Origin of the sequence: Vibrio sp. 1874, from assembly GCF_033344395.1 — a bacterium.
In the GTDB taxonomy this organism is placed as follows: Bacteria; Pseudomonadota; Gammaproteobacteria; order Enterobacterales; family Vibrionaceae; genus Vibrio; species Vibrio alginolyticus.
In genome coordinates this window covers 22,094-46,191 of sequence record NZ_JAWPOR010000005.1, presented here as the reverse complement: position 1 = coordinate 46,191, position 24,098 = coordinate 22,094, and the positions used below count along the sequence as shown (strand labels likewise).

Annotated in this window: 37 protein-coding genes; 28 read left to right on the top strand and 9 right to left on the bottom strand. The window is 44.9% G+C overall.

Annotated elements, in window-relative coordinates; translation table 11 throughout:
- Positions 1–369 precede the first annotated feature (369 nt).
- Positions 370–1,026, top strand: a complete 657-nt coding sequence (locus R8N46_RS12095; RefSeq protein ID WP_046874062.1) for an inovirus Gp2 family protein — start codon at positions 370–372, stop codon at positions 1,024–1,026.
- 374 nt (positions 1,027–1,400) lie between these two features.
- Here R8N46_RS12095 and R8N46_RS12090 read toward each other — a convergent pair whose 3' ends face one another.
- The 4 genes from R8N46_RS12090 to radC form a co-directional block, all read right to left on the bottom strand.
- Complete coding sequence (locus R8N46_RS12090; RefSeq protein ID WP_064377272.1) at positions 1,401–2,558, bottom strand: hypothetical protein; 1,158 nt, start codon at positions 2,556–2,558, stop codon at positions 1,401–1,403.
- Entirely contained in the window at positions 2,555–3,379 is an 825-nt protein-coding gene (locus tag R8N46_RS12085; RefSeq protein ID WP_025998521.1) for a helix-turn-helix transcriptional regulator, read from the bottom strand. Before R8N46_RS12085 ends, R8N46_RS12090 begins: the two co-directional genes overlap by 4 nt.
- Before the next feature lie 114 nt (positions 3,380–3,493).
- Complete coding sequence (locus R8N46_RS12080) at positions 3,494–3,925, bottom strand: DUF2787 family protein (protein ID WP_318098431.1); 432 nt, start codon at positions 3,923–3,925, stop codon at positions 3,494–3,496.
- Positions 3,922–4,395: a RadC family protein gene (gene radC / locus R8N46_RS12075; RefSeq protein ID WP_318098432.1), complete on the bottom strand. Its 474-nt coding sequence runs from the start codon at positions 4,393–4,395 to the stop codon at positions 3,922–3,924. The genes R8N46_RS12080 and radC overlap by 4 nt, the downstream gene beginning before the upstream one ends.
- A 403-nt stretch (positions 4,396–4,798) precedes the next feature.
- Here radC and R8N46_RS12070 point away from each other — a divergent pair, with 403 nt between their 5' ends.
- On the top strand, positions 4,799–5,023 hold the full coding sequence (locus R8N46_RS12070; protein ID WP_046874058.1) for a hypothetical protein: 225 nt from the start codon (positions 4,799–4,801) through the stop codon (positions 5,021–5,023).
- A 163-nt stretch (positions 5,024–5,186) separates the two neighbouring features.
- Here R8N46_RS12070 and hslU read toward each other — a convergent pair whose 3' ends face one another.
- From hslU to priA, 5 genes are all read right to left on the bottom strand, one after another.
- Positions 5,187–6,518 carry an HslU--HslV peptidase ATPase subunit gene (hslU, locus tag R8N46_RS12065; protein WP_017633435.1) on the bottom strand — a complete coding sequence of 444 codons (1,332 nt, stop codon included), beginning with the start codon at positions 6,516–6,518 and terminating at the stop codon, positions 5,187–5,189.
- Between the two features lie 23 nt (positions 6,519–6,541).
- Complete coding sequence (hslV, locus tag R8N46_RS12060) at positions 6,542–7,093, bottom strand: ATP-dependent protease subunit HslV (RefSeq protein WP_005383176.1); 552 nt, start codon at positions 7,091–7,093, stop codon at positions 6,542–6,544.
- A 115-nt stretch (positions 7,094–7,208) separates the two neighbouring features.
- Complete coding sequence (gene ftsN / locus R8N46_RS12055; RefSeq protein WP_025998522.1) at positions 7,209–7,757, bottom strand: cell division protein FtsN; 549 nt, start codon at positions 7,755–7,757, stop codon at positions 7,209–7,211.
- Between the two features lie 222 nt (positions 7,758–7,979).
- A complete protein-coding gene (gene cytR / locus R8N46_RS12050) occupies positions 7,980–9,008 on the bottom strand; it encodes a DNA-binding transcriptional regulator CytR (RefSeq protein WP_257978021.1) in 1,029 nt (342 codons plus the stop codon).
- Between the two features lie 302 nt (positions 9,009–9,310).
- Positions 9,311–11,515 carry a primosomal protein N' gene (gene priA, locus R8N46_RS12045; RefSeq protein ID WP_205390687.1) on the bottom strand — a complete coding sequence of 735 codons (2,205 nt, stop codon included), beginning with the start codon at positions 11,513–11,515 and terminating at the stop codon, positions 9,311–9,313.
- Between the two features lie 295 nt (positions 11,516–11,810).
- Here priA and rpmE point away from each other — a divergent pair, with 295 nt between their 5' ends.
- From rpmE to rpsK, 26 genes are all read left to right on the top strand, one after another.
- Positions 11,811–12,032 carry a 50S ribosomal protein L31 gene (gene rpmE / locus R8N46_RS12040; RefSeq protein WP_005379546.1) on the top strand — a complete coding sequence of 74 codons (222 nt, stop codon included), beginning with the start codon at positions 11,811–11,813 and terminating at the stop codon, positions 12,030–12,032.
- 455 nt (positions 12,033–12,487) lie between these two features.
- Positions 12,488–12,799, top strand: coding sequence for a 30S ribosomal protein S10 (gene rpsJ / locus R8N46_RS12035; protein WP_004410492.1), 312 nt, complete (start codon positions 12,488–12,490; stop codon positions 12,797–12,799).
- Between the two features lie 14 nt (positions 12,800–12,813).
- Complete coding sequence (rplC, locus tag R8N46_RS12030) at positions 12,814–13,443, top strand: 50S ribosomal protein L3 (RefSeq protein WP_005379555.1); 630 nt, start codon at positions 12,814–12,816, stop codon at positions 13,441–13,443.
- 17 nt (positions 13,444–13,460) lie between these two features.
- Positions 13,461–14,063, top strand: a complete 603-nt coding sequence (rplD, locus tag R8N46_RS12025; RefSeq protein WP_005379556.1) for a 50S ribosomal protein L4 — start codon at positions 13,461–13,463, stop codon at positions 14,061–14,063.
- Positions 14,060–14,362, top strand: a complete 303-nt coding sequence (gene rplW / locus R8N46_RS12020; RefSeq protein ID WP_004398471.1) for a 50S ribosomal protein L23 — start codon at positions 14,060–14,062, stop codon at positions 14,360–14,362. The genes rplD and rplW overlap by 4 nt, the downstream gene beginning before the upstream one ends.
- 15 nt (positions 14,363–14,377) lie before the next feature.
- Entirely contained in the window at positions 14,378–15,202 is an 825-nt protein-coding gene (rplB, locus tag R8N46_RS12015) for a 50S ribosomal protein L2 (protein ID WP_005383168.1), read from the top strand.
- 21 nt (positions 15,203–15,223) lie between these two features.
- Positions 15,224–15,502, top strand: coding sequence for a 30S ribosomal protein S19 (gene rpsS / locus R8N46_RS12010; protein WP_004394525.1), 279 nt, complete (start codon positions 15,224–15,226; stop codon positions 15,500–15,502).
- A 10-nt stretch (positions 15,503–15,512) separates the two neighbouring features.
- Positions 15,513–15,845, top strand: coding sequence for a 50S ribosomal protein L22 (rplV, locus tag R8N46_RS12005; RefSeq protein WP_005383164.1), 333 nt, complete (start codon positions 15,513–15,515; stop codon positions 15,843–15,845).
- A gap of 18 nt (positions 15,846–15,863) precedes the next feature.
- The gene (gene rpsC, locus R8N46_RS12000) at positions 15,864–16,562 is read left to right on the top strand and encodes a 30S ribosomal protein S3 (RefSeq protein WP_005383161.1); all 699 of its coding nucleotides are present in this window, start codon (positions 15,864–15,866) and stop codon (positions 16,560–16,562) included.
- A gap of 11 nt (positions 16,563–16,573) precedes the next feature.
- Positions 16,574–16,984: a 50S ribosomal protein L16 gene (gene rplP, locus R8N46_RS11995; RefSeq protein ID WP_005379577.1), complete on the top strand. Its 411-nt coding sequence runs from the start codon at positions 16,574–16,576 to the stop codon at positions 16,982–16,984.
- Complete coding sequence (rpmC, locus tag R8N46_RS11990) at positions 16,984–17,175, top strand: 50S ribosomal protein L29 (RefSeq protein ID WP_005379576.1); 192 nt, start codon at positions 16,984–16,986, stop codon at positions 17,173–17,175. The genes rplP and rpmC overlap by 1 nt, the downstream gene beginning before the upstream one ends.
- Positions 17,175–17,429, top strand: coding sequence for a 30S ribosomal protein S17 (gene rpsQ / locus R8N46_RS11985; RefSeq protein WP_005379575.1), 255 nt, complete (start codon positions 17,175–17,177; stop codon positions 17,427–17,429). Before rpmC ends, rpsQ begins: the two co-directional genes overlap by 1 nt.
- Positions 17,430–17,591: 162 nt before the next feature.
- Positions 17,592–17,963, top strand: coding sequence for a 50S ribosomal protein L14 (rplN, locus tag R8N46_RS11980; protein ID WP_004410450.1), 372 nt, complete (start codon positions 17,592–17,594; stop codon positions 17,961–17,963).
- A gap of 13 nt (positions 17,964–17,976) precedes the next feature.
- A complete protein-coding gene (gene rplX / locus R8N46_RS11975) occupies positions 17,977–18,294 on the top strand; it encodes a 50S ribosomal protein L24 (protein WP_005379574.1) in 318 nt (105 codons plus the stop codon).
- Positions 18,295–18,317: 23 nt separating this feature from the next.
- Positions 18,318–18,857, top strand: coding sequence for a 50S ribosomal protein L5 (gene rplE / locus R8N46_RS11970; protein ID WP_005379573.1), 540 nt, complete (start codon positions 18,318–18,320; stop codon positions 18,855–18,857).
- Positions 18,858–18,874: 17 nt separating this feature from the next.
- The gene (gene rpsN, locus R8N46_RS11965) at positions 18,875–19,180 is read left to right on the top strand and encodes a 30S ribosomal protein S14 (protein WP_004410442.1); all 306 of its coding nucleotides are present in this window, start codon (positions 18,875–18,877) and stop codon (positions 19,178–19,180) included.
- Positions 19,181–19,209: 29 nt separating this feature from the next.
- Positions 19,210–19,602 (top strand): 30S ribosomal protein S8, encoded by a 393-nt coding sequence (rpsH, locus tag R8N46_RS11960; RefSeq protein ID WP_005379572.1) that lies wholly within the window; start codon positions 19,210–19,212, stop codon positions 19,600–19,602.
- Positions 19,603–19,615: 13 nt separating this feature from the next.
- Positions 19,616–20,149: a 50S ribosomal protein L6 gene (gene rplF, locus R8N46_RS11955; RefSeq protein WP_005379570.1), complete on the top strand. Its 534-nt coding sequence runs from the start codon at positions 19,616–19,618 to the stop codon at positions 20,147–20,149.
- A 9-nt stretch (positions 20,150–20,158) separates the two neighbouring features.
- Positions 20,159–20,512, top strand: coding sequence for a 50S ribosomal protein L18 (gene rplR / locus R8N46_RS11950; protein WP_005379568.1), 354 nt, complete (start codon positions 20,159–20,161; stop codon positions 20,510–20,512).
- A 14-nt stretch (positions 20,513–20,526) separates the two neighbouring features.
- Complete coding sequence (rpsE, locus tag R8N46_RS11945; protein ID WP_004745894.1) at positions 20,527–21,030, top strand: 30S ribosomal protein S5; 504 nt, start codon at positions 20,527–20,529, stop codon at positions 21,028–21,030.
- A gap of 7 nt (positions 21,031–21,037) precedes the next feature.
- Positions 21,038–21,214 (top strand): 50S ribosomal protein L30, encoded by a 177-nt coding sequence (gene rpmD, locus R8N46_RS11940; RefSeq protein ID WP_005379565.1) that lies wholly within the window; start codon positions 21,038–21,040, stop codon positions 21,212–21,214.
- 5 nt (positions 21,215–21,219) lie between these two features.
- A complete protein-coding gene (rplO, locus tag R8N46_RS11935; RefSeq protein ID WP_005383155.1) occupies positions 21,220–21,654 on the top strand; it encodes a 50S ribosomal protein L15 in 435 nt (144 codons plus the stop codon).
- A 20-nt stretch (positions 21,655–21,674) separates the two neighbouring features.
- Positions 21,675–23,009 (top strand): preprotein translocase subunit SecY, encoded by a 1,335-nt coding sequence (gene secY, locus R8N46_RS11930; protein ID WP_005379562.1) that lies wholly within the window; start codon positions 21,675–21,677, stop codon positions 23,007–23,009.
- Positions 23,010–23,047: 38 nt separating this feature from the next.
- A complete protein-coding gene (gene rpmJ / locus R8N46_RS11925; protein ID WP_000868186.1) occupies positions 23,048–23,161 on the top strand; it encodes a 50S ribosomal protein L36 in 114 nt (37 codons plus the stop codon).
- Positions 23,162–23,310: 149 nt separating this feature from the next.
- Positions 23,311–23,667, top strand: a complete 357-nt coding sequence (rpsM, locus tag R8N46_RS11920) for a 30S ribosomal protein S13 (protein WP_005383154.1) — start codon at positions 23,311–23,313, stop codon at positions 23,665–23,667.
- An 18-nt stretch (positions 23,668–23,685) separates the two neighbouring features.
- Positions 23,686–24,075 (top strand): 30S ribosomal protein S11, encoded by a 390-nt coding sequence (gene rpsK, locus R8N46_RS11915; protein WP_001118870.1) that lies wholly within the window; start codon positions 23,686–23,688, stop codon positions 24,073–24,075.
- The last annotated feature ends 23 nt before the right edge of the window (positions 24,076–24,098 follow it).

Below are 24,098 nucleotides of genomic sequence, written 5' to 3'. Positions count from 1 at the left end.
AGCCAGTATCTTACATTTACTACAATGTAGTTTCAATCTGCTCAACCTTTATCTTTCAAAACTACAATGTAGTTTTTTCAGTGATGTAAGTTAAAAGTTGATAGTCACTAATCATTCATGGTTGTGGCTAACTTCAGAGTCGCTCTTTCGCATGTGTTGTACAGGGGGCTTAGAATTAACGCTTACTAGATATGTTGGTATGGTTAATATACATACATAATTAAATATATAGTTAACCGTACATACTCACTTAACTAAGTACTTATATCCTATACACTCTACCTCAGTAGAATTGGTATACTCTCCTTAAATACCATGTATTAAATAACACAGTAATTCATATCTTTGGATGAATACCAAAGAGAATGAATGATGACTTATACTTACAAAGGTTTAGAGGTTCTTTATCCGGTCGATCAACTCAATACACACTATCTAGATCGTATTATATTAACCATGTCTAAAGTATTAAAAGACTATAAGAGAGTTCATGCGTTAAGACTGGATCTGAGACTTCCTGTTTCTGACAGTGAAAAAGACATACTTTTCAGAGATGAGATTTTGAACAATACATTTAATCAAAAAAATATCATTAAACGATTCTTTGAATCCTTGAAGGCAAAAATAAAAGCGCAAGAAAAAAGAATGAAAGCGAGTGGTAAAAGGGTATATCCATGTCACCTACGGTATGTTTGGTGTAGGGAAAGGAATAAATCTACAAATGACCACTATCACCTTGTCCTGTTTTTTAATAAAGATAGATATTGGAGTAGCGGTTATAGAGATAATGAAGAAAGTTTAGCAAGACTCATTATGGATGCATGGAATAGCGCACTAGGAGAGTGTGTTGATAATGCAGATAGGTTGGTTCAACTTGTTTATAAAGGTACGCATTATTTAGAACAAAATAAATACGACTTCGAGAACAAATACCAGGCCCTCTTTACAAGACTCAGTTACTTTGCCAAAAATAGAACGAAGCATTATGGTGAAGGAAAACGTTGCTTTGGAACTAGTCAGGGATGATAGCTAATATTAATCTGCTCATCTGTTTAGTATTTCGAAACGTGATTGCTCTATAGATTGATTATAAGTGTAGAGATAACTGGAGAAGCATATGGTCCCTTAGGTTCAACTTGCCATTCGGGGTATGCTAAATAAGCACGCAGCATTCGGTGGTACGGTCATGCACTGTTGGTAGATTGGCCTCGATAACATCAGTAGTGTTAATGGTATCAGTTCTCAGGCCCCTACGTCTGTGTCAGTGTAAATGCCGTCTCACGTACTTAGTTATTCATGTATTATTTCTGAATACGCTTCGTTGTGCTCCATAATGACATTGGGAGTCTGACAAAAAATAGGAAGCTAGGCCTCCTATTTTTTCGATCTGCTGAAGATTACTATTTGGTTAGAGTTACACATGCCTTCCATGGAAAGTTAGCAGGTGCAGGCTTTACTGTATTAACCGTAACGCAGTCTTCGAATGACTGACCTTCAAAGTCTACATCCGTTAGACGATACCAAATACTAACGCCAGTATCAGTGTATTCAATTGATGCGATTTCACCGTGCTGGAATTCACCAATAACTTCGAATGTCATAGGACGACCTTGGTAGTCGATAGCCCATGCACCAGCTGGACGTAGTCCTCCGATTTCATCAGAGCCGATATTAACACCGCCAGTGTAAGCAAACACAGGTAAGTCTTTGTTAGGTAACACGCCGTCACCATCAACATCGATAAAGTAATCTACGTGTGGAATATCAAAGTCTAGACCGTTGTCTGCGTAGTACTTCTGAGTGTTCTCGTAAGCTGCTGTTTTGTACAGTGCTAGGCTGTACTTGGTCAGAGCTTGTTTCATTTCTTCAAACTGAACGGAGTTAGGCTCTAACAATACCTGACCAATTTTCTCGATTTGTTGCTCTAACGTGAGTCCGTTTTCGGTTGCCATAGTTAAAGTACTTGCAGAGATCACGAGTAGCACAGTGCTGGTATCGCCAGCGTTAGAAAGGTTGACGTTATAGAAGTTAATGCCATCTGCCCATTGCTCAGGATCATAACTATAAAGGCTTAGCAGCTCAGTGGTCGCCTCATGCACCGCCTCTTCAAAGGTCTGCCCGGCTTGTACCTTTGCCATGATACTTGCTTTCATGGCCGCTGTAGCGACATTGAAGTTCACTTGTGTCGTTGCGTTCATATCGACAAAAGCGCTCATGCGCATCTGCTCATCACTTTTTCCTGTCAGCTCATTAAAGTAATTCCCCTGTGCAACGAGCTCGACATAAGGCGTATTGAATCGCTCATTCATGTTGTAATTACCTTCATAGTCCTCTATTTGAGTGGTGTAAGAGATGTCGGTCTTTTCTAAGTCTTGGTTAAGTTCATATGTGGTGACGACTGAACCAGGCTGTAGAGGACCTTTCTGTACTGCACCACCAAATTGATATGATTGCCCTGAGTCGTTATTGTCACGCCCGCCAGAAGAGCCGCCACATCCGATTAAGGCTAAAGGAATAGTAAAGAGAGCGATGGTAAGTAGGGGTTTAGATAGGTTCATTCTATTTCTCCATAATAAGTTTTAGAGGGTACTATTTTGTTTAATTCAAGATGAGAGTCAGCGATATCAAACAGCTCTTTAACTTCAGACGAGAGCAGAGTCGCATCTGTTTGAAGCTCAAAGCGAAAGCTCGACATCGTGGCCTCCTGGATGTTGCAAAGAGGTAAGGTGTTCAACTTGGTATGCGTGTGTGTACGCCAAACGAGATAAGGGCTGCCGTGATGGAGTACGAGACTTATTGGTTGAACGTTAGTTAGGCGTAGAGTGCCGTCTCCTTTGTTTATCTTTAATGAGATAAGACGTTGTTGAAGTGTCGCTAGACATACAATCTGAAAAATTTGGATATCGACTTGAGCGTGTTTACTCAATGGGGTTGGGGCTGTGATAGGAACTTTGGATGACCAATGATTTTGAATGTTATTGATGTCTTCAGGAGTTATGTTCGAAAGGAGGTCATCTAAGAGTGGAGCAAGGCTGCTAGGCAGATGATGCTTGGTTGACTCGATGAGCCAATAGATCAATACCGCTTCGTGAGCCGTCGTGCTCATCTTCAGAGTTTCGGTTTTTTGGTAACCAAAGGGTTTGTCTCTATCATCCACCATTACATTGGGAAACATGGCACAGATAGCGGACAGATTACGTTGGATAGTACGCAAGGAGCGCTCTAAACCAAGCGGGGAAAGTTGAGCTTGAATTTGCCTGGCGGTGACTTTCTTATTGTAAGGAATAAGGTTGTAAATCGCCAAGATAAGCTCAAGGTGATACTGAGTTTGGTTAGGTGGCGTCATGGTCAGTTCAACAAGGTTCGTTTTGTTGGGTATGACAATATCAAAAAGGCGCGACAAAGCTTGTCGTATCAATGCCTTAAGCAAAAATGATACGACGAAATTTGTCACACCTACGTCATGAAGTGTCGTGATTAAGGGGGCAGAGGCTTACTTTCCAACGATGGATAAATCGATTTCGTCAAAATCCATGCTTGAAAGATGCCGAGCGAACGTTTTCATCCATACCTGAAGAAGGTCGATTACTTCTGGATGTTCAAGGTTTACCGCCCCTGTATCGGGCTGATAACACCATCCCTTGGCAAGATGAAAGTACAGTTCAGGCTGAACGTTGAGCGCGCTCTCAAATGGGTAAGAAAAGCTGATAAAGAAGACAATCTGCCAGGGCTCTGAATTTGCAGTGCGTTGGAACTGCACTTCAACAGGGTGAATGCCTCGGCCATAGCGGTAGTAGCTTAATTGGCGGCAAGTCAAGAGCAACTGTTTGGCATTGTCAGGTAAAGAGTACCCCTTCAATAGCTTCTCCAACTGCTGACGCAATTGTGGCGCTAAAGAAACACCACCATAAATAGTGTTGATCATATCCACCCCTTTTCTGCAAACGAGACACTACTTTCTCCCACAACGATATGGTCAAGCACCCTTACATCCACTAACGCTAAAGCGTCGATAAGCTTGCGTGTGATACGCCTATCCGCTTGAGATGGGGAAGGGTTACCAGAAGGGTGGTTATGCGCCAGAATGACTGCCGCTGCATTCACTTCCAAGACGCTTTTGACGACCTCGCGCGGATAAACGCTGGCGGAGTCAATGGTGCCTTTAAAGAGTGATTTAAACTCGATGACACGGTGCTGGTTATCAAGTAGTAGCAGAGCGAAAACCTCGTGCTCCGCGCTGGCTAGTTTGAATCGAACATACTCTTTGGTTGCTTCAGGGTTACAAAGGGCATTACCTCGAACGTAGCGGTTAGCTAGGATTTCAGCAGCATGCTCTAGGATTTCATTTTCTTGGTGTTTCTTTTGTTTTTGGTAGTGAAGGTTATCGGTCGGCATAGGTCCTCCAAGAGTGAAACGATAGGAACTTCACTAAGAGGACATATATCTGAAAATAATTGATTCCAAGGGAAGTTGGAAAGAATTCTAAATGTTTAACAACTAAGTAAGTTTTCAGAGAACATTTAATTTTGAGCTTAGACTATTTAGTTCTGGCTATGTTGAAATTGCTGTTACCTACTTTGACTTAGGAGACTGTTCAATAATGGAGAGATAAAAGTTGTGAAGTGAACGATAGAATTAAGTTCACCTAATAAGAGTACGGATGTTGGAAATTTATAAATATATATCATTTGATGCATACGGTGCTCTTGTTAGATAACGAGACGTTGCAAAGTTTGTTTTTCCATAAAAAGGGTTGCCAACGGCAACCCTTTTTCTACTTATTAATAATGGAGTTTTTATGTCTTTGTATCAAACGCTTGGTAGGGCTATTACTGGAACAGCGAGTGTTGCAGGTGTGATCGCTGCTGCGCCAGTATTTGGTCCGAAAGGAACTATTACATCTAGTGGTGTTGTTGTGTCTGTTTTAGTTGGAACATCAGCAGCATTCCTTGACCAAACAGTGCAATCCACATCTTTGCAAGACCTTACTGTCAAACCTAACGAGCATTGTGACGAACTATAAGCTACAAAATCTTAGGTAGATAAAGAAAGCCATTACACAGTGTCATCCCTATTAAAAGTGGCGTGACGGTAATGGCTTGAATGAACTTAAATTAACCAAATGAAAGTTTCCAAGTGTGCACATTTACACAATGTAATTCACTAGGCTAATTGAATCTTACTATTTATAGGATAAATCGGCTTAGATCTTCATCTTCAATCGTATCGCCTAGGCGCGCTTTCACGTAAGCGGAATCAATAACGAATTTAGCGCCAGATTGCTCCGCTGCGTCGTAAGAGATTTCATCCATCAAGCGTTCCATTACGGTGTGTAAGCGACGAGCACCGATGTTTTCTGTGCTTTCGTTGACCGTCCATGCCGCTTCCGCGATTTGCGTGATGCCGTCTTCTGTGAACTCGATGTCCACATCTTCCGTTTTCATCAACGCAACGTACTGCTCTGTTAGAGAGGCTTTCGGCTCTGTTAGAATGCGTTTGAAGTCGTTGCTGCTTAGTGCTTCTAGCTCAACACGAATTGGTAGACGACCTTGCAACTCTGGGATCAAGTCAGACGGTTTTGCCACTTGGAATGCACCAGATGCAACGAACAGAATGTGGTCTGTTTTTACCATGCCGTGCTTGGTTGATACTGTGCTGCCTTCAATTAATGGAAGTAGGTCGCGCTGAACACCTTCGCGTGAAACGTCTGGGCCTGAGCTCTCACCGCGTTTACAGATCTTGTCGATCTCATCGATAAATACGATGCCGTTGTTTTCAACGTTGAAAATCGCTGCTTCTTTTAGCTCTTCTTGGTTTACCAGTTTCGCCGCTTCTTCTTCCGCTAACGCTTTCATTGCGTCTTTGATTTTCAGCTTACGTTTTTTCTTAGTGTCGCCAGCGAGGTTTTGGAACATGCCTTGCAGCTGGTTAGTCATCTCTTCCATACCAGGAGGCGCCATGATCTCTACGCCCATTTGTGGTGCGGCTACGTCGAGTTCAATTTCTTTATCGTCTAGTTGGCCCTCACGCAGTTTCTTACGGAAGATCTGGCGAGTGTTAGAAGACTCTTCCGTTTGCTCTGCTTGACCCCAGCTATCACGTGCCGGTGGCAGTAGCGCATCAAGAATACGTTCTTCCGCTTGCTCTTCTGCGCGGAACTTCACTTTTTCCATCGCTTGTTGATGCGTCATTTTTACCGCGACATCTGTTAGATCACGGATGATGGTTTCAACTTCTTTACCAACGTAACCCACTTCGGTGAATTTTGTCGCTTCAACTTTGATGAAAGGGGCATTTGCCAGTTTTGCGAGGCGTCGTGCGATTTCGGTCTTACCAACACCAGTAGGACCAATCATCAAGATGTTTTTGGGCGTCACTTCGGCACGCAAGTTTTCTTCAAGCTGCATGCGGCGCCAGCGGTTGCGAAGTGCAATCGCAACCGAACGCTTGGCTTTTTCTTGACCGATAATGTGGCGGTTCAATTCATGAACGATTTCGCGAGGCGTCATTTCAGACATATTCTTTCCTTACTTCGTTACGATTACGCGGTTGGTTTTTCAGGCTCTACTGTTGAGTCTAGCTCTTCTACCGTGTGGTGATGGTTAGTGAAGACACAAATATCACCCGCGATATTAAGAGCTTTTTCCGCGATCTCACGAGCATCTAGATCTGTGTTTTCTAGTAGGGCGGTTGCTGCTGCTTGTGCGTAAGCACCACCAGAGCCAATCGCAATCAGGTCGTGTTCTGGCTGTACGACATCACCATTACCGGTAATGATTAACGATGCGGTTTCGTCGGCAACGGCAAGTAAGGCTTCGAGCTTGCGCAGAGCACGATCGCTACGCCAGTCTTTGGCTAGCTCAACTGCTGCTTTGGTTAGGTGACCTTGGTGCATTTGCAGTTTGCTTTCGAAGCGCTCAAAAAGGGTGAAGGCATCCGCAGTACCGCCGGCAAAGCCCGCTAGTACTTGGTTGTTGTATAGGCGGCGAACTTTGCGCGCATTACCTTTCATTACGGTATTGCCTAGAGATACTTGGCCATCACCCGCGATGACGACTTTATTATTTCGACGTACAGATACAATGGTAGTCACAGTCGACCTCTTGATTATTTCTCTTTGGATTTAATTCAGTATATGGGGGAGGAGAAATGGGGATTCAAGGGGGCAAAAAGAAAGGCCCTAGGATCTTAGCTCCTAGGGCCTGAGTTTAAAGATTTTCTTTCCAAATCGCGCACGGCTCGATTTTCGCGCGTTGCAGTTTATGACGGTCACGTTCTGCATCACGTTTGAACTTATACGGACCTAGTACCACGCGATACCATGAACTGCCTTCTTTCTTACGAATCTTGCTCGACATCCCTTGGAATGCGATTGCAAGCTTGCGCTCTTCTGCTTGTGCCTGGGTTTTGTACGCGCCACACTGCATGATGTAAGGAATTTTAGAAACTTCAATTTCTTTGGCCACAACTTCAACTTCACGTTTCGGTAGTGACTCAACATATTCCCATTTTTCTTCTGGTGGTGGCGGCAAATCTTTTTTCGGTTTTGGTTTACTTACAGTGGTTGTTGGCTGTTTCACTACAGGCTGTTTAGGTTCTGGATCGCTACTCAAAAGGTAAAGACCATAGCCAAAACTACCCACTAGCAAGATAGCGAGCAGACCACTACGCCAAGGCTTTTTTCTTATCGGCGGCTGTTTTTTTGTCGACTTTTTTGGGGCGCCTCGCCCCCGTCTTACATAATCTCTATTTGCCACGGTTATTTCTGGTCATCAAGGATTCTTGCAAATATGTTAATCCAGAACGAGTTGAGAAAACACCCTATTGATAGAATCTTGATAGCTAAAGCGCGACAACGCCCGAGTATAGGGGGGTGTTTCAGTTCTCGCTTATATTTATTCAGGGATACACAAAAAGCAGGAGGGTAAATAAAAAGCGGCGCCTTAGCACCGCTTTAGGGATGAATACTAATCTTTAGGTTAAGGGCGCTGTGGTGGCGCTGCACTTCCGCGAATGACGAGATTAGTTTCAAGCAGACGCGAGCCTGAATGCACGTCGTGGCCTTTTAACATCTCGAGCATCATTAGCATTGCTTGTCGACCAATCTCATAGCGAGGCTGAGAGATAGTGGTCAACGGTGGATCGCAGTACTGAGCGAAGTTAATGTCATCAAAGCCCACAACAGAGAGATCTTGCGGGACTCGTAAGCCAAGCTTTTTCGCTTCTTGAATTGCGCCGATGGCCATTGTGTCACAGTGACAGAAAATAGCCGTTGGTGGCTCTGGCAATTCGAGCAGTTTACGAACGGCTTTTGCTCCGCCATCAAAAGAGAATTCAGTAATGACACTATATTGTGGATCTTTATTGATGCCGGCACGGCGCAGGGCTTGTTGGTAGCCTTGTTGGCGGAACTGACACAATATTGCTGTATCTGGTCCAGAGATTTGAGCAATGCTTTTATGACCTAATTGGGTCAGGTAATTCACCGCTTCAAATGCTGAGGTCAGGTTGTCAATATGTACTGTCGGAAGCTCGAGTTCAGGCGCAAATTCACACGCCATTACCATCGGAGGTAAGTTCTTTTGTTCTGGCTTACTGACATCGAATGGTAGATCTGTACCAAGCAGTAGCATTCCATCTGCCTGCTTAGTAAATACGAGATTAACGAAAGAGCTTTCGCGTTTCTTCTGTTGTCCGCTATCGCCCAGAAGGACTAGATAGCCATGTTCCATGGCTGCATCTTCAATACCGCGAATAATTTCAGAAAAATAAGGATCACAGATGTCGGGAACGATAGTAACAATGGTTTTTGATTCGTTTCTACGTAAGTTACGCGCTAATGAGTTTGGAGAATAACCCGCTTCAAGTACGGCTTCTTCTACTCTCTTTCTTGTAGAAGAAGAGACCTTCTCTGGATTCATTAAGGCTCGAGATACCGTAGCCGTAGACACTCCCGCAAGCTGGGCAACATCCTTCATTGTCGCCATAGTTTTTAACCTCTCATTTATTTTTTGCCAAGGTGACGTTATTCCGGTTTGAAATCAGAGTAATCAACCGAGTTAGAGCTGTGTTTGCTCTTCGCTCAGTTCGTGTTAACGATTGGGAAAATGGATTCTTCACCGCGATATCAATTTATGGGAATAGTCATTGTTTTAATTTAAGCCTGTGCAAACAAGTCACTTTAGACTTTTCTAATTTGGATAGTCTATTCATTTCTAAAGTGAAAGTTACGGTCTGTTTAACAAAAATTGCAATCTCGGTGTGATTTTGGTCACATTAAATGGTAATTCATTACATAGTTAAACGTTTGCTAGCTGAGATCTTGTGGTTCTATGTCTAAATTCCAGCGTACTTTCTTAGCATTTGGCAACAACTCAATAGCAGGTTTGGCACTGGTTAATAACTTTTGCATCAATGAACGATGTTGAGTTTGTAGTAATAGTTGCCAGCGGTATTTACCAGCCCGCTTAGCCAAAGGTGAAGGAGTTGGGCCTAATACCATACAAGAATCATCGAACAGAGGGTGTGACTCTAACGTAAAACGAACCTGACGCAGGAAGTCTTCAACTACCTCACTTTGGTTTGCCTCTGCTTTGAAAAGAGTCAAGAAACTATAAGGCGGAAGCTGAGCCAGTTTGCGTTCTTCCAGAGCAGTCATAGCAAAGTGGCGATAGTCTTTTTGAAGCAGGGCCTGCAGCAAGCTGTGCTCAGGATGGTGGGTTTGCAGGATAACCTCGCCAGGTTTACTTGCGCGGCCGGCACGACCTGCGACCTGAATAAACAACTGCGCTAGTCTCTCGGAAGCGCGGAAGTCGCTACTATAGAGAGAGCCATCAACATCCAAAAGAGCAACGAGCGTTACATTTGGAAAATGGTGCCCCTTAGCCAGCATTTGGGTGCCAATCAGAATTTGATGTTCACCTTTACGAATTGATTCAAGGGCATCTTCCAAACTACCTTTGCGACGTGTGCTGTCTCTGTCGATGCGAATAGCGTTGTATTCTGGAAATAACTGAGCCAATTGTTGTTCGAGTTGTTCCGTTCCTACGCCGACGGTAACCAATTGAGTTGAACCACACCCCTGACATTGATGAATCACCGGTTGTTGTGATCCGCAGTGATGGCAGCGTATTTCGTTGCTGTAATGGTGGAACGTATAGTACGCATCACAGCGTTTACATTCTGCAATCCAACCGCATTCATGGCACATCAAAGCGGGCGAAAAGCCTCGACGGTTAAGAAACAACATCACTTGATTGCCTGCTTTTAAATGCTTGCGCATCTCGGCAATCAGTTGGGCAGATAAGCCACTTTCTAAATACTGACCTTTTACATCTAACACTTTATTGGTGGTTGGTACGGCAGAGCCAGCTCGTCGGGTTAGTGTTAAATGGTGATACTTGCCTGACAGGGCATTGTGCAATGTCTCCAGTGCAGGTGTGGCTGAGCCCAGGATAATCGGTACTTGCTCTTTATGGGCGCGCATGACAGCAACATCACGAGCGTGGTAACGCAAGCTGTCTTGTTGCTTATAAGAAGCGTCATGCTCTTCATCCACGATAATAATCCCCAAATCAGCAAAAGGTGTGAGCAGGGCTGAACGAGTGCCAATGATGATTCCCGCTGCTTTATCCCTGGCAGAAAGCCAAGCGTTAAGTCGCTCGGTTTCATTCAAACCTGAATGAATCACGTCTACCGGGACATTAAATCGATGCTTAAAGCGGTTGATGGTTTGGGGCGTTAGACCGATCTCAGGTACTAAAACTAATGCTTGTTTCCCTTGCTCTAAAACTGGCTTGATAAGGTTTAAGTAAACTTCTGTTTTACCAGAGCCAGTTACTCCCTCTAATAAATAGCAAGCAAAACCTGTTTGGCTATTTACACTCGCAATAGCCAGCGCTTGTTCGTGGTTGAGCTTTGGCTTCTCGACGTCGCATTCAACGTGCTGTCCCCACTGGGTGATTGCAGGCTTCTTCTCGATACGTTCAATCCAGCCTTTCTCTTCTAAAGACTTTAGTACTGTTGAGGCTATCTCTTGGTCGACAAATTCCTGGTGAGGCAAAGCGCAGTTAACCAACATTTGCAAGACCTTCTGTTGTTTGACCGCTCGACGATCAAGCCCTTGCATCAGCTTGTCTTTACCGGATTCGGTAATTTGCCACTCTTGTAGCGTCGCAAAATCTGCAGGCTTTCCTTTACGTAGAGCTGCTGGCATCGCATTGTGTAGCGTATCTCCAAGTGGGTATTGGTAGAACTGGCTGCACCAATTTAGCAGAGAATAAAGCGTCTCTGGCCATATCGGTTGGGAGTCTAATACCGCTTTGATTGGCTTAAGCTGATCTTTAGGAAAGTCGGAGTGGTTTACCATTGCGGTGACGATGCCAACTAACGTTTGACGTCCAAAAGGTACGGATACGCGCCCGCCAATGATCGGAAACAGGTGCCCCGGAATGGCGTAATCAAATTGTTTGTCGAGCGGAACGGGTAATGCCACTCTAGCAATGGTTGGGCGCATAAATTTTTAGCTATTAAAAAGAGGGAAAGGAAATGAGAGTCTATTAAAATCGGTATGGAAATTCGAGTAAAGCAATATGATTCAGCGTGAATCGTGCCTCTATGATTAGTCTGGCTAAAAAAGTGGCGAAAAAGTTGCCAAATGTGTTGATCCGAGCAATGTGATTCTTTACTATATCGCGCCTTGAGATATGGCTTCGGCAATTAGTTGATGCGGTATCCCATTTTATTATTAATTGCGTGTGGTGTGCGGCTTAGATTCGTATAGCGACACGGCCTACTATTGAGGTTATCCCATGAAAGCTGGTATCCACCCAGAATACAAAGCAGTAAAAGCGACTTGTTCTTGCGGCAACTCTTTTGAGTTCAACTCTACTCTAGGTAAAGAGTCTATCCACCTAGACGTATGTGACAAGTGTCACCCATTCTACACTGGTAAGCAACGTATCGTTGATACAGGCGGCCGTGTTGATCGCTTCAACAAGCGTTTCGGTGCACTATCAAGCGGTAAGAAATAATAGCAGCCGCTATTACGATTACAGTTTAGAAAAGGACGCTTCGGCGTCCTTTTTGTTTAATGGCTACCAAGCGAAGAGAGATGTATAGGGTTTGGAATATTCCCGATTATTTTTCACTCAGCGCTTGCAACCTAAAGTGTGATCTGTATAATGCAGCGCACTGGTTAAGCCAGTTGTGAACCAATGAGCAGTGAGGAGCGAGCAAATCTAAGGATTTGTGAGGTAATGTATACTCAGCTTATGTTCGCGGTTAATACAATTAGCTATCTTTTCTTCGGAAAAACTATCCTCAAAGGTGACTTTGGCATATAGGGATAGTTAATCGAAAATTAACTGACAATGCGTCCTAATCTTGGATGCTACGGTTTCACATAAATCAATCGGCATTCTCTCGTCTTGACGAGTTTGAGTGGCGATATTGTTTGTGTAATTTATTAAATTTGGAGCTCTGTCTCATGCAGAACCAACGTATCCGTATCCGCCTAAAAGCTTTCGATTACAAACTAATCGATGCTTCTACAGCGGAAATCGTTGAAACAGCTAAGCGCACTGGCGCACAGGTTCGTGGTCCAATCCCACTGCCAACTCGTAAAGAGCGTTTCACAGTTCTTATCTCTCCACACGTTAACAAGAAAGCACGTGACCAGTACGAAATCCGTACTCACAAGCGTCTAATCGACATCGTTGAGCCAACAGACAAGACTGTTGATGCTCTAATGCGTCTAGACCTTGCTGCGGGCGTTGACGTTCAAATTAGCCTAGGTTAAGGGAGATTAGAAGTATGATTGGTCTAATCGGTCGTAAAGTGGGCATGACCCGCGTATTTACTGAAGAAGGCGTTTCTATCCCAGTAACAGTTGTTGAGGTTGAAGCTAACCGTGTTTCTCAAGTGAAAACTCTTGAAACTGACGGCTACGCAGCAATCCAGGTTACAGCTGGTTCTAAGAAAGCTAACCGTGTAAACAAAGCTGAAGCAGGTCACTTTGCTAAAGCTGGCGTTGAAGCTGGTCGCGGTCTTTGGGAATTCCGTTTAGAAAACGGCGAAGAGTTCGAAGTTGGTTCAGAACTAACTGTTGAACTATTCAACGAAACTAAGAAAGTAGACGTTACTGGTACATCTAAGGGTAAAGGTTTCCAAGGCGCTGTTAAGCGTTGGAACTTCCGTACTCAAGATATGACTCACGGTAACTCATTGTCTCACCGTGCTCCTGGTTCTATCGGTCAATGTCAGACTCCAGGTCGCGTATTTAAAGGCAAGAAAATGGCAGGTCACATGGGTGCTGAGCGTGTAACGACTCAAAACCTAGAGATCGTACGTGTTGACGCTGAGCGCAACCTGCTTCTTATTAAAGGTGCAGTCCCAGGCGCAACTGGCGGCAACGTGATCGTTAAACCAGCTGTTAAAGCATAACGTCTCAGGAGTAAGTAATGGAACTAATGGTTAAAGGTGCCGATGCACTAACTGTTTCCGAAACTACTTTCGGACGTGAGTTTAACGAAGCTCTTGTACACCAAGTAGTTGTTGCGTACGCAGCAGGTGCTCGTCAAGGTACTCGTGCTCAAAAAACACGTTCAGAAGTTTCTGGCGGTGGCGCTAAGCCATGGCGTCAAAAAGGTACTGGCCGTGCGCGTGCTGGTACAATCCGTAGCCCAATCTGGCGTACAGGTGGTGTTACTTTTGCTGCGAAACCACAAGATCACAGCCAAAAAGTAAACAAAAAAATGTACCGTGGTGCTATGAAGAGCATTCTTTCTGAGCTTGTTCGTCAAGAGCGTCTAATCGTTGTTGATAACTTCTCAGTTGAAGCACCAAAGACTAAAGAGCTAGTTGCTAAGCTTAAAGAGCTTGAGCTAACTGACGCTCTAATCGTGACTAGCGAAGTAGATGAGAATCTATTCCTAGCTGCTCGTAACCTATACAAAGTTGACGCACGTGATGTTGCTGGTATCGATCCAGTATCTCTAATCGCGTTTGACAAAGTTGTAATGACTGCAGAAGCAGTTAAGCAAGTAGAGGAAATGCTAGCATGATCACTGAAGAGCGTATCCTAAAAGTTCTACGTGCACCGCACATCTCTGAAAAAGCAACTATGGCAGCTGAGAAAGCGAACACTATCGTTTTCAAAGTAGCTAAAGATGCGACTAAAAAAGAGATCAAAGCAGCTGTAGAAAAGCTATTTGAAGTTGAAGTTAAGTCTGTAAATACTCTTATCACTAAGGGTAAGACCAAACGTCAAGGTCTACGCCAAGGTCGCCGCAGCGACGTTAAGAAAGCGTACGTTACTTTGAAAGAAGGTCAAGATCTTGACTTCGTTGGCGGCGCGGAATAACAGGAGTAGTTAAAAATGGCTATTGTTAAATGTAAGCCGACTTCCCCTGGTCGTCGTCACGTTGTTAAAGTTGTTAACGCTGACCTACACAAGGGCAAGCCATACGCACCTCTTCTAGAGAAAAACTCTAAGAACGGTGGTCGTAACAACAAGGGTCGTATCACAGTACGTCACATCGGCGGTGGTCACAAGCACCACTACCGTGTAGTTGACTTCAAACGTACTAAAGATGGTATTCCAGCGACAGTTGAGCGTCTTGAATACGATCCAAACCGTAGCGCAAACATTGCTCTAGTTCTTTACAAAGACGGTGAGCGTCGCTACATCCTAGCACCTAAAGGTGTTGTAGCTGGTGATGTTATTCAGTCTGGTGTTGATGCACCAATCAAAGCTGGTAACACTCTACCAATGCGTAATATCCCAGTAGGTTCAACAGTACATAACGTTGAACTTAAGCCTGGTAAAGGTGGTCAGCTAGCTCGTTCGGCTGGTGCTTACGCTCAAATCGTTGCTCGCGACGGTGCGTACGTAACTATCCGTCTACGTTCTGGCGAGATGCGCAAAGTTCTTTCTGAAGGCCGTGCAACAATCGGTGAAGTTGGTAACTCTGAGCACATGCTACGTGAACTTGGTAAAGCAGGTGCATCACGTCATCGCGGTATCCGTCCAACGGTTCGTGGTGTTGTAATGAACCCGATTGACCACCCACATGGTGGTGGTGAAGGCCGTACTTCTGGTGGTCGTCACCCAGTATCTCCTTGGGGTATGCCTACTAAAGGCTTCAAGACTCGTAAGAACAAACGCACTGACAAGTACATCGTACGTCGTCGTAACAAGTAATCTATATAAAGAGGAATCGCCATGCCACGTTCTCTCAAGAAAGGTCCTTTTATTGACCTACACTTGCTGAAGAAGGTAGAGAAAGCGGTGGAAAGCGGAGACAAAAAGCCTATTAAGACTTGGTCCCGTCGTTCAATGATCATCCCTACGATGATCGGTTTGACCATCGCTGTCCATAATGGTCGTCAGCACGTACCAGTATTTGTAACTGATGAAATGATCGGTCACAAACTGGGTGAATTCGCACCAACACGTACTTACCGCGGTCACGCTGCGGATAAGAAAGCTAAGAAGCGCTAAGGAGTAGATAATGGAAGCAATTGCTAAACATAACTTTGCTCGCATTTCGCCTCAGAAAGCTCGCTTAGTTGCGGATCTAATCCGTGGTAAATCTGTTGACCAAGCTCTAGAAATCCTAACGTTCAGCAACAAAAAAGCTGCTGCACTAGTTAAGAAAGTTCTAGAGTCTGCTATCGCTAACGCGGAGCACAACGAAGGTGCAGATATTGACGATCTGAATGTCGCAAAAATCTTTGTAGATGAAGGCCCAACCATGAAGCGTATTATGCCTCGTGCTAAAGGTCGTGCGGATCGTATCTTGAAGCGTTCAAGCCACATCACTGTTGTTGTAGCAGATCGCTAGAGACTAGGAGAGTAAGCAATGGGTCAAAAAGTACATCCAAATGGTATTCGTCTAGGCATCGTTAAGCCTTGGAATGCTACATGGTTTGCTAACACCAAAGATTTCGCTGACAACCTAGACGGCGACTTCAAGGTACGTCAGTTCCTTACAAGTGAACTGAAAAAAGCGTCTCTATCACGTATCGTTATCGAGCGTCCTGCTAAGAGCATCCGTGTGACTATTCACACTGCTCGTCCAGGCGTTGTTATCGGTAAGAAAGGTGAAGACGTTGAGAAGCTACGCGCAGCTGTAGCTAAAATTGCAGGTGTACCAGCGCAAATTAACATCGCTGAAGTACGTAAGCCTGAACTAGATGCGCAACTTGTTGGTGACAGCATCGCGTCTCAGCTAGAGCGTCGTGTTATGTTCCGTCGTGCTATGAAGCGCGCAGTACAAAACGCTATGCGCCTAGGCGCTAAAGGTATCAAAGTGGAAGTAAGCGGTCGTCTAGGCGGCGCTGAAATCGCACGTTCAGAGTGGTACCGTGAAGGCCGTGTGCCTCTACACACTCTACGTGCTGACATTGATTACGCAACTTCTTCGGCTCACACTCAATACGGTGTGATCGGCATTAAAACTTGGATCTTCAAAGGTGAAATCCTAGGTGGTATGCCAGCAGCTAACGCTGTAGAGCCTAAAGGCGACAAGCCTAAGAAGCAGCGTAAAGGCCGTAAGTAAGGAGTCGACAGATGCTACAACCTAAACGTACTAAGTTCCGTAAGGTTCAGACTGGTCGTAACCGTGGTCTAGCTAAAGGTACTGATGTAAGCTTCGGCGAATTCGGTCTTAAAGCTGTTGGCCGTGGTCGTCTAACTGCTCGTCAAATCGAAGCGGCACGTCGTGCAATGACACGTCACGTTAAGCGTCAAGGTAAAATCTGGATCCGTGTGTTCCCAGACAAACCAATCACAGAAAAACCACTTGAAGTTCGTCAAGGTAAGGGTAAAGGTAACGTTGAGTACTGGGTAGCCCAAATCCAACCTGGTAAGGTTATGTACGAAATGGGTGGTGTACCTGAAGAATTGGCACGTGAAGCGTTCCGTCTTGCGGCACGTAAACTGCCTTTCAAAACTACATTTGTAACTAAGCAGGTGATGTGATGAAAGCACAAGATCTACGCGAGAAAAGCGTTGAAGAGCTTAACGCTGAGCTAATGAATTTGCTACGCGAACAGTTCAACTTGCGCATGCAAGCTGCGACTGGTCAACTACAGCAAACTCATACTCTGAAAGCTGTACGCCGTGATATCGCACGTGTGAAAACTGTTTTGACTGAGAAGGCAGGCGCATAATGAGCGAAGTAAAACGTACTCAACAAGGTCGTGTTGTTAGCGACAAGATGGACAAGTCTATCACTGTTGCTATCGAACGTTTCGTAAAACACCCAATCTACGGTAAATACGTAAAACGTACGACTAAAGTACACGCACATGACGAGAACAACGAGTGTGGCCTAGGCGACACAGTTGAAATCGCAGAGTGTCGTCCACTGTCTAAGACTAAGTCTTGGACTTTGGTAAAAGTTCTAGAAAAGGCGAAGATTTAATCTCGTTAATTCTATGAAACTAAAGCGGCTCCAAAATATTTTTGGAGCCGTTTATTTTTTGACTACCCAATCACAAAAAAGGGTGGTACAATTCGCGTCCCTTTTAAAGAGGCAGCCCGACCCGTGATGGGTCTAGTTATTAATATTTAGCGGAGCACTAACATGATCCAAATGCAAAGTATGCTGGACGCAGCTGATAACTCAGGCGCACGCAGCGTAATGTGTATTAAGGTTCTGGGTGGCTCTCACCGCCGTTATGCACATATCGGTGACGTCATCAAAGTTACTGTGAAGGAAGCAATCCCTCGCGGTAAAGTTAAAAAAGGTGATGTTCTGAAGGCGGTGGTAGTGCGCACCCGTAAAGGCGTACGTCGTCCTGACGGTTCTGTCATTCGCTTCGACCGAAATGCTTGCGTATTGCTAAACGACAATACTGAGCAACCAATCGGTACACGTATCTTTGGTCCTGTGACACGCGAACTTCGTGGCGATAAGTTCATGAAGATCGTTTCACTGGCTCCAGAAGTTCTGTAAGGAGCACGTAGAAATGGCAGCTAAAATCCGTCGTAATGACGAAGTAATCGTTCTTGCTGGTAAAGACAAAGGCAAGAAAGGTAAAGTAACTAAGGTTCTAGCAACTGGTAAAGTTATCGTTGAAGGTATCAACCTAGTTAAGAAACATCAGAAACCTGTTCCAGCTATGGGTATCCAAGGCGGTATCGTAGAGCAAGAAGCAGCTATCGACGTTTCTAACGTGGCTATCTTTAACGCAGCTACTGGTAAAGCTGACCGTATCGGTTTCCGTTTTGAAGACGGCAAAAAAGTTCGTTTCTTCAAGTCTAACGGCGAAACCGTTTCTAACTAATAGAAGTAATTTGGAGTTCTACTATGGCGAAACTGCATGATTACTACAAGTCGTCTGTAGTCGCTGAACTGACCAAACAGTTCGGTTACACAAGCGTCATGCAAGTCCCTAGAATCGAGAAAATCACCCTAAACATGGGTGTTGGTGAAGCAATCAACGATAAGAAACTGCTAGAAAATGCAGCGTCTGATATGGCAACGATCTCTGGTCAAAAGCCACTTATCACAAAAGCGCGCAAATCTGTTGCAGGTTTCAAAATCCGTGAAGGCTACCCTATCGGTTGTAAAGTAACCTTGCGTGGCGAACGTATGTGGGATTTTCTTGAGCGTTTAATTAACATCGCTCTTCCACGTGTACGTGACTTCCGTGGTGTTAGCGCTAAGTCTTTTGACGGTCGCGGTAACTACAGCATGGGCGTTCGCGAGCAAATCATCTTCCCGGAAATCGACTTTGATAAAGTTGATCGAGTACGCGGTCTAGACATCACTATTACGACGTCTGCTGGTACTGATGAGGAAGGCCGTGCTCTGCTGGCTGCCTTTAACTTCCCATTCCGTAAGTAAGGTGAAGGGTTACTGTTATGGCTAAAAATTCAATGAAAGCACGTGAAGCAAAACGTGCGAAGCTAGTAGCTAAGTTCGCTGAAAAGCGTGCAGCGCTAAAAGCTATCATCAGCGATGTAAACGCATCTGAAGAAGATCGTTGGAACGCGGTTCTTACACTGCAATCTCTTCCACGTGATTCAAGTGCATCACGTCAGCGCAACCGTTGCAACCAAACTGGTCGTCCACACGGTTACCTACGTAAGTTCGGTCTAAGCCGTATTAAGGTTCGTGAAGCTTGCATGAAAGGCGAGATTCCGGGTCTTCGTAAGGCTAGCTGGTAATTGCCACTTAATCATTTGGAGTAAATCATATGAGCATGCAAGATCCGATTTCGGATATGCTGACCCGCGTTCGTAACGGTCAGGCAGCAAACAAGGTTGCTGTAAAAATGCCTTCTTCAAAGCTTAAAGTTGCAATTGCTGCACTACTAAAAGCTGAAGGTTACATCGTTGACTTCGCTGTCGAAGGCGAAGCAAAACCTGAGCTAGAAGTTACACTTAAGTACTTCCAAGCTAAACCAGTAATCGAGCAACTTAAACGTGTTTCTCGTCCAGGTCTACGTGTTTACAAGAAGAAAGATGAACTTCCTTCTGTAATGGGTGGTCTTGGTATTGCTATCGTTTCTACTTCCAAGGGTCTTATGTCAGACCGCGCTGCACGTAAAGCAGGTCTTGGTGGTGAAATCATCGCTTACGTAGCTTAATAAGGAGTAGACTATGTCTCGTGTTGCAAAAGCACCTGTCGCTATTCCAGCTGGCGTAGAGGTGAAACTAAACGGCCAAGAAATCACTGTAAAAGGTGCGAAAGGCGAACTAACTCGCGTTCTTAACAACGCAGTTGTAATCGCTCAGGAAGAAAATAACCTGACTTTCGGTCCTAAAGAAGGTGTTGCTAACGCATGGGCTCAAGCAGGTACTGCTCGCGCTCTAGTTAACAACATGGTTGTTGGTGTTACTGAAGGCTTTACTAAGAAGCTAACTCTTAAAGGTGTAGGTTACCGTGCTGCTATCAAAGGCAACGCTGTAGGTCTAACACTAGGCTTCTCACACCCAGTTGAGCACGAGTTGCCAGCGGGTATTAAAGCTGAATGTCCAAGCCAAACTGAAATCGTGATCACTGGTGCTGACAAGCAACTAGTTGGTCAAGTTGCGGCTGACATTCGTTCTTACCGTGAGCCTGAGCCATACAAAGGCAAAGGTGTTCGTTACGCAGATGAAAATGTGCGTACTAAAGAAGCTAAGAAGAAGTAAGGTAACACTATGGATAAGAAAGCATCTCGCATCCGTCGTGCTACACGTGCACGTCGTAAGATTGCAGAACTGGGTGCGACTCGCCTAGTTGTACACCGTACTCCTCGTCACGTGTACGCACAGGTTATCGCGGCTAACGGCTCTGAGGTTATCGCAGCAGCTTCTACTGTAGAAAAAGCGATCCGTGAGCAAGTGAAATACACTGGTAACGTTGATGCAGCTAAAGCAGTGGGTAAAGCTATTGCTGAGCGCGCTCTAGAGAAGGGCGTAACTGCAGTTGCATTTGATCGTTCTGGTTTCCAATACCACGGTCGAGTAGCGGCGCTAGCAGAATCTGCTCGCGAAGCTGGTCTGAAATTCTAAGGTAGGGTTGGAAGATGGCTAAAGAACAACAAGTTCAAGCGAATGATTTGCAAGAAAAGCTAATCGCAGTTAACCGTGTTTCTAAAACGGTTAAAGGTGGTCGAATCATGAGCTTCACTGCACTAACAGTAGTTGGTGACGGTAACGGTCGTGTAGGTTTCGGTTACGGCAAAGCTCGTGAAGTACCTGCAGCGATTCAAAAAGCAATGGAAAAAGCGCGTCGTAATATGACTACGATCGCTCTAAACGAAGGCACTCTTCACCACCCAGTGAAAGGTCGCCATTCGGGCTCTAAAGTTTACATGCAGCCTGCTGCAGAAGGTACTGGTGTTATCGCAGGTGGTGCGATGCGTGCAGTACTAGAAGTTGCTGGTGTACACAACGTACTATCTAAAGCGTACGGTTCTACGAACCCTATCAACATCGTTCGTGCAACGATCGATGCACTAGGTAGCATGAAGTCACCAGAAATGGTTGCTGCTAAACGTGGTCTAACTGTTGAATCTATTTCGGAGTAAGAACACCATGGCAACTATTAAAGTAACTCAAACTAAAAGCTCAATTGGTCGTCTGCCAAAGCACAAAGCTACTTTGCGCGGTCTAGGTCTTCGTAAAATCAACCACACAGTAGAACTTGAAGATACTCCGTGTATTCGCGGTATGATCAACAAGGTTTACTACATGGTTAAAGTTGAGGAGTAATCAGAATGCGTTTGAATACTCTAGCACCGGCTGCTGGCGCGAAAACTTCTGCGAAGCGAGTAGGTCGTGGTATCGGTTCAGGCCTAGGTAAAACTGGTGGCCGTGGTCACAAAGGTCAAAAATCACGTTCTGGCGGCAGTGTTCGTCCAGGTTTCGAAGGCGGTCAGATGCCTCTGAAACAACGTCTACCAAAATTCGGTTTCACTTCTCGTAAGAGTCTAGTGTCTGCTGAAGTTCGTCTAGCTGAGCTAGCGAAAGTTTCTGGTGACGTAGTTGATCTAAACAGTCTTAAAGCTGCTAACATCATCACTAAGAACATCGAATTTGTAAAAGTTGTTCTTTCTGGTGAAATCAACAAAGCAGTGACTGTTAAAGGTCTACGTGTGACTAAAGGCGCTAAAGCTGCAATCGAAGCTGCAGGCGGTAAAATCGAGGAATAATCTCGAGGAACGAGGTACAGATGGCTAAGAAACCAGGACAAGATTTTCGTAGTGCTCAGAGCGGCTTAAGTGAACTAAAGTCGCGCTTGTTATTCGTAATTGGTGCACTTTTAGTATTCCGAGCCGGCTCTTTTGTGCCGATTCCTGGTATTGACGCTGCTGTACTTGCCGATTTGTTCGAACAGCAAAAAGGTACCATCGTTGAAATGTTTAACATGTTCTCCGGTGGTGCTCTTGAGCGTGCATCTATATTAGCATTGGGCATCATGCCGTATATTTCGGCATCTATTGTTGTCCAATTGCTAACTGTAGTTCATCCAGCGTTAGCTGAACTCAAAAAAGAGGGTGAAGCAGGCCGTCGTAAGATAAGCCAATACACACGCTACGGCACGCTTGTACTTGCAACCTTCCAAGCTATAGGTATTGCAACTGGCCTACCAAACATGGTCGACAATCTGGTTGTTATCAACCAAACCATGTTTACGCTAATTGCTACCGTAAGTTTAGTAACCGGTACCATGTTCTTGATGTGGTTAGGTGAACAAATTACAGAGCGCGGAATTGGTAATGGTATTTCGATACTAATTTTTGCAGGTATTGTTGCTGGATTGCCTTCTGCAATCGGTCAAACAATCGAGCAAGCGCGTCAAGGTGAATTGCATGTACTTCTTCTGTTGCTAATCGCGGTATTAGCTTTTGCAGTAATTTACTTCGTTGTTTTCATGGAACGTGGTCAACGCCGAATCGTCGTTAACTATGCGAAACGTCAACAAGGTCGTAAAGTATTTGCTGCGCAAAGCTCGCACTTGCCTCTTAAAATTAACATGGCAGGTGTAATTCCAGCGATTTTTGCATCAAGTATTATCTTGTTCCCAGGAACATTGGCTCAGTGGTTTGGTCAAAACGGTGAGAGCAGCGCGTTTGGTTGGTTAACTGACGTGTCTTTGGCTCTTAGCCCAGGTCAACCGTTGTATGTAATGCTTTATGCAGCAGCAATTATCTTCTTCTGTTTCTTCTACACTGCGTTGGTTTTCAACCCACGTGAAACAGCAGATAACTTGAAGAAGTCTGGTGCATTCGTACCCGGTATCCGCCCAGGTGAGCAGACAGCGAAATACATTGATAAAGTAATGACACGTCTAACCCTTGCTGGTGCACTGTACATTACCTTTATCTGTCTGATTCCCGAGTTCATGATGGTCGCGTGGAACGTACGTTTCTACTTCGGCGGTACATCGCTACTAATCGTAGTTGTTGTAATTATGGACTTTATGGCACAGGTACAGACTCATCTGATGTCTCAACAGTATGATTCTGTGTTGAAGAAAGCGAATCTGAAAGGCTACGGCCGTTAATCCGGCGGTAGACTCAGTTTCATTTACGGAGTTTAGCAATGAAAGTTCGTGCTTCCGTTAAAAAAATCTGCCGTAACTGTAAAGTAATCAAGCGTAACGGTGTCGTTCGCGTGATTTGCAGTGAGCCAAAGCACAAACAGCGCCAAGGCTAATTAGCAGAAATTTTTACTTGAAAATGAAGGTTGGGTCGAGTATATTCCTCGGCCTACCTTTTGCGTGCAAAAGAAGTAGTATTCCGCAGCGTATCCATAACGGGCTTTGCTGCGGCTAATTCTTTTATAGAAACACTTAGGAGTGAATAATGGCCCGTATAGCAGGCATTAACATTCCTGATCAGAAACATGCAGTAATCGCTCTAACAGCGATCTACGGCATCGGTAAAACTCGCTCTCAAGCTATCCTAGCTGAAGTGGGTATTGCTGAAAATGTTAAGATCAGTGAACTAACTGAAGAGCAGATCGATCAACTGCGTGATGGTGTAGCTAAGTACACTGTAGAAGGTGATCTACGTCGTGAAGTATCTATGAACATCAAGCGTCTTATGGACCTTGGCTGTTACCGTGGTCTTCGTCATCGTCGCAGTCTACCACTACGTGGACAGCGTACTAAAACCAACGCTCGCACCCGTAAGGGTCCGCGTAAGCCGATCAAGAAATAATCGGGAAGGTAGAGTACAATGGCTAAACAACCAACTCGCGCTCGTAAGCGCGTACGCAAGCAAGTTGCAGATGGCGTTGCGCACATCCATGCTTCTTTCAATAACACAATCGTAACCATTACTGACCGTCAAGGTAACGCTCTTGCATGGGCTACTGCAGGTGGTTCTGGTTTCCGTGGTTCTCGTAAGTCTACTCCGTTCGCTGCACAGGTTGCTGCTGAGCGTTGTGCTGAAATGGCTAAAGAATACGGCCTAAAGAACTTGGAAGTTATGGTTAAGGGTCCTGGTCCAGGTCGCGAATCTACTGTTCGTGCACTAAACGCCGCTGGTTTCCGCATCACAAACATCGTTGATGCTACACCAATCCCTCATAACGGTTGTCGTCCACCTAAGAAACGTCGCGTATAACGTTTCTAGGACAATTGGAGAAG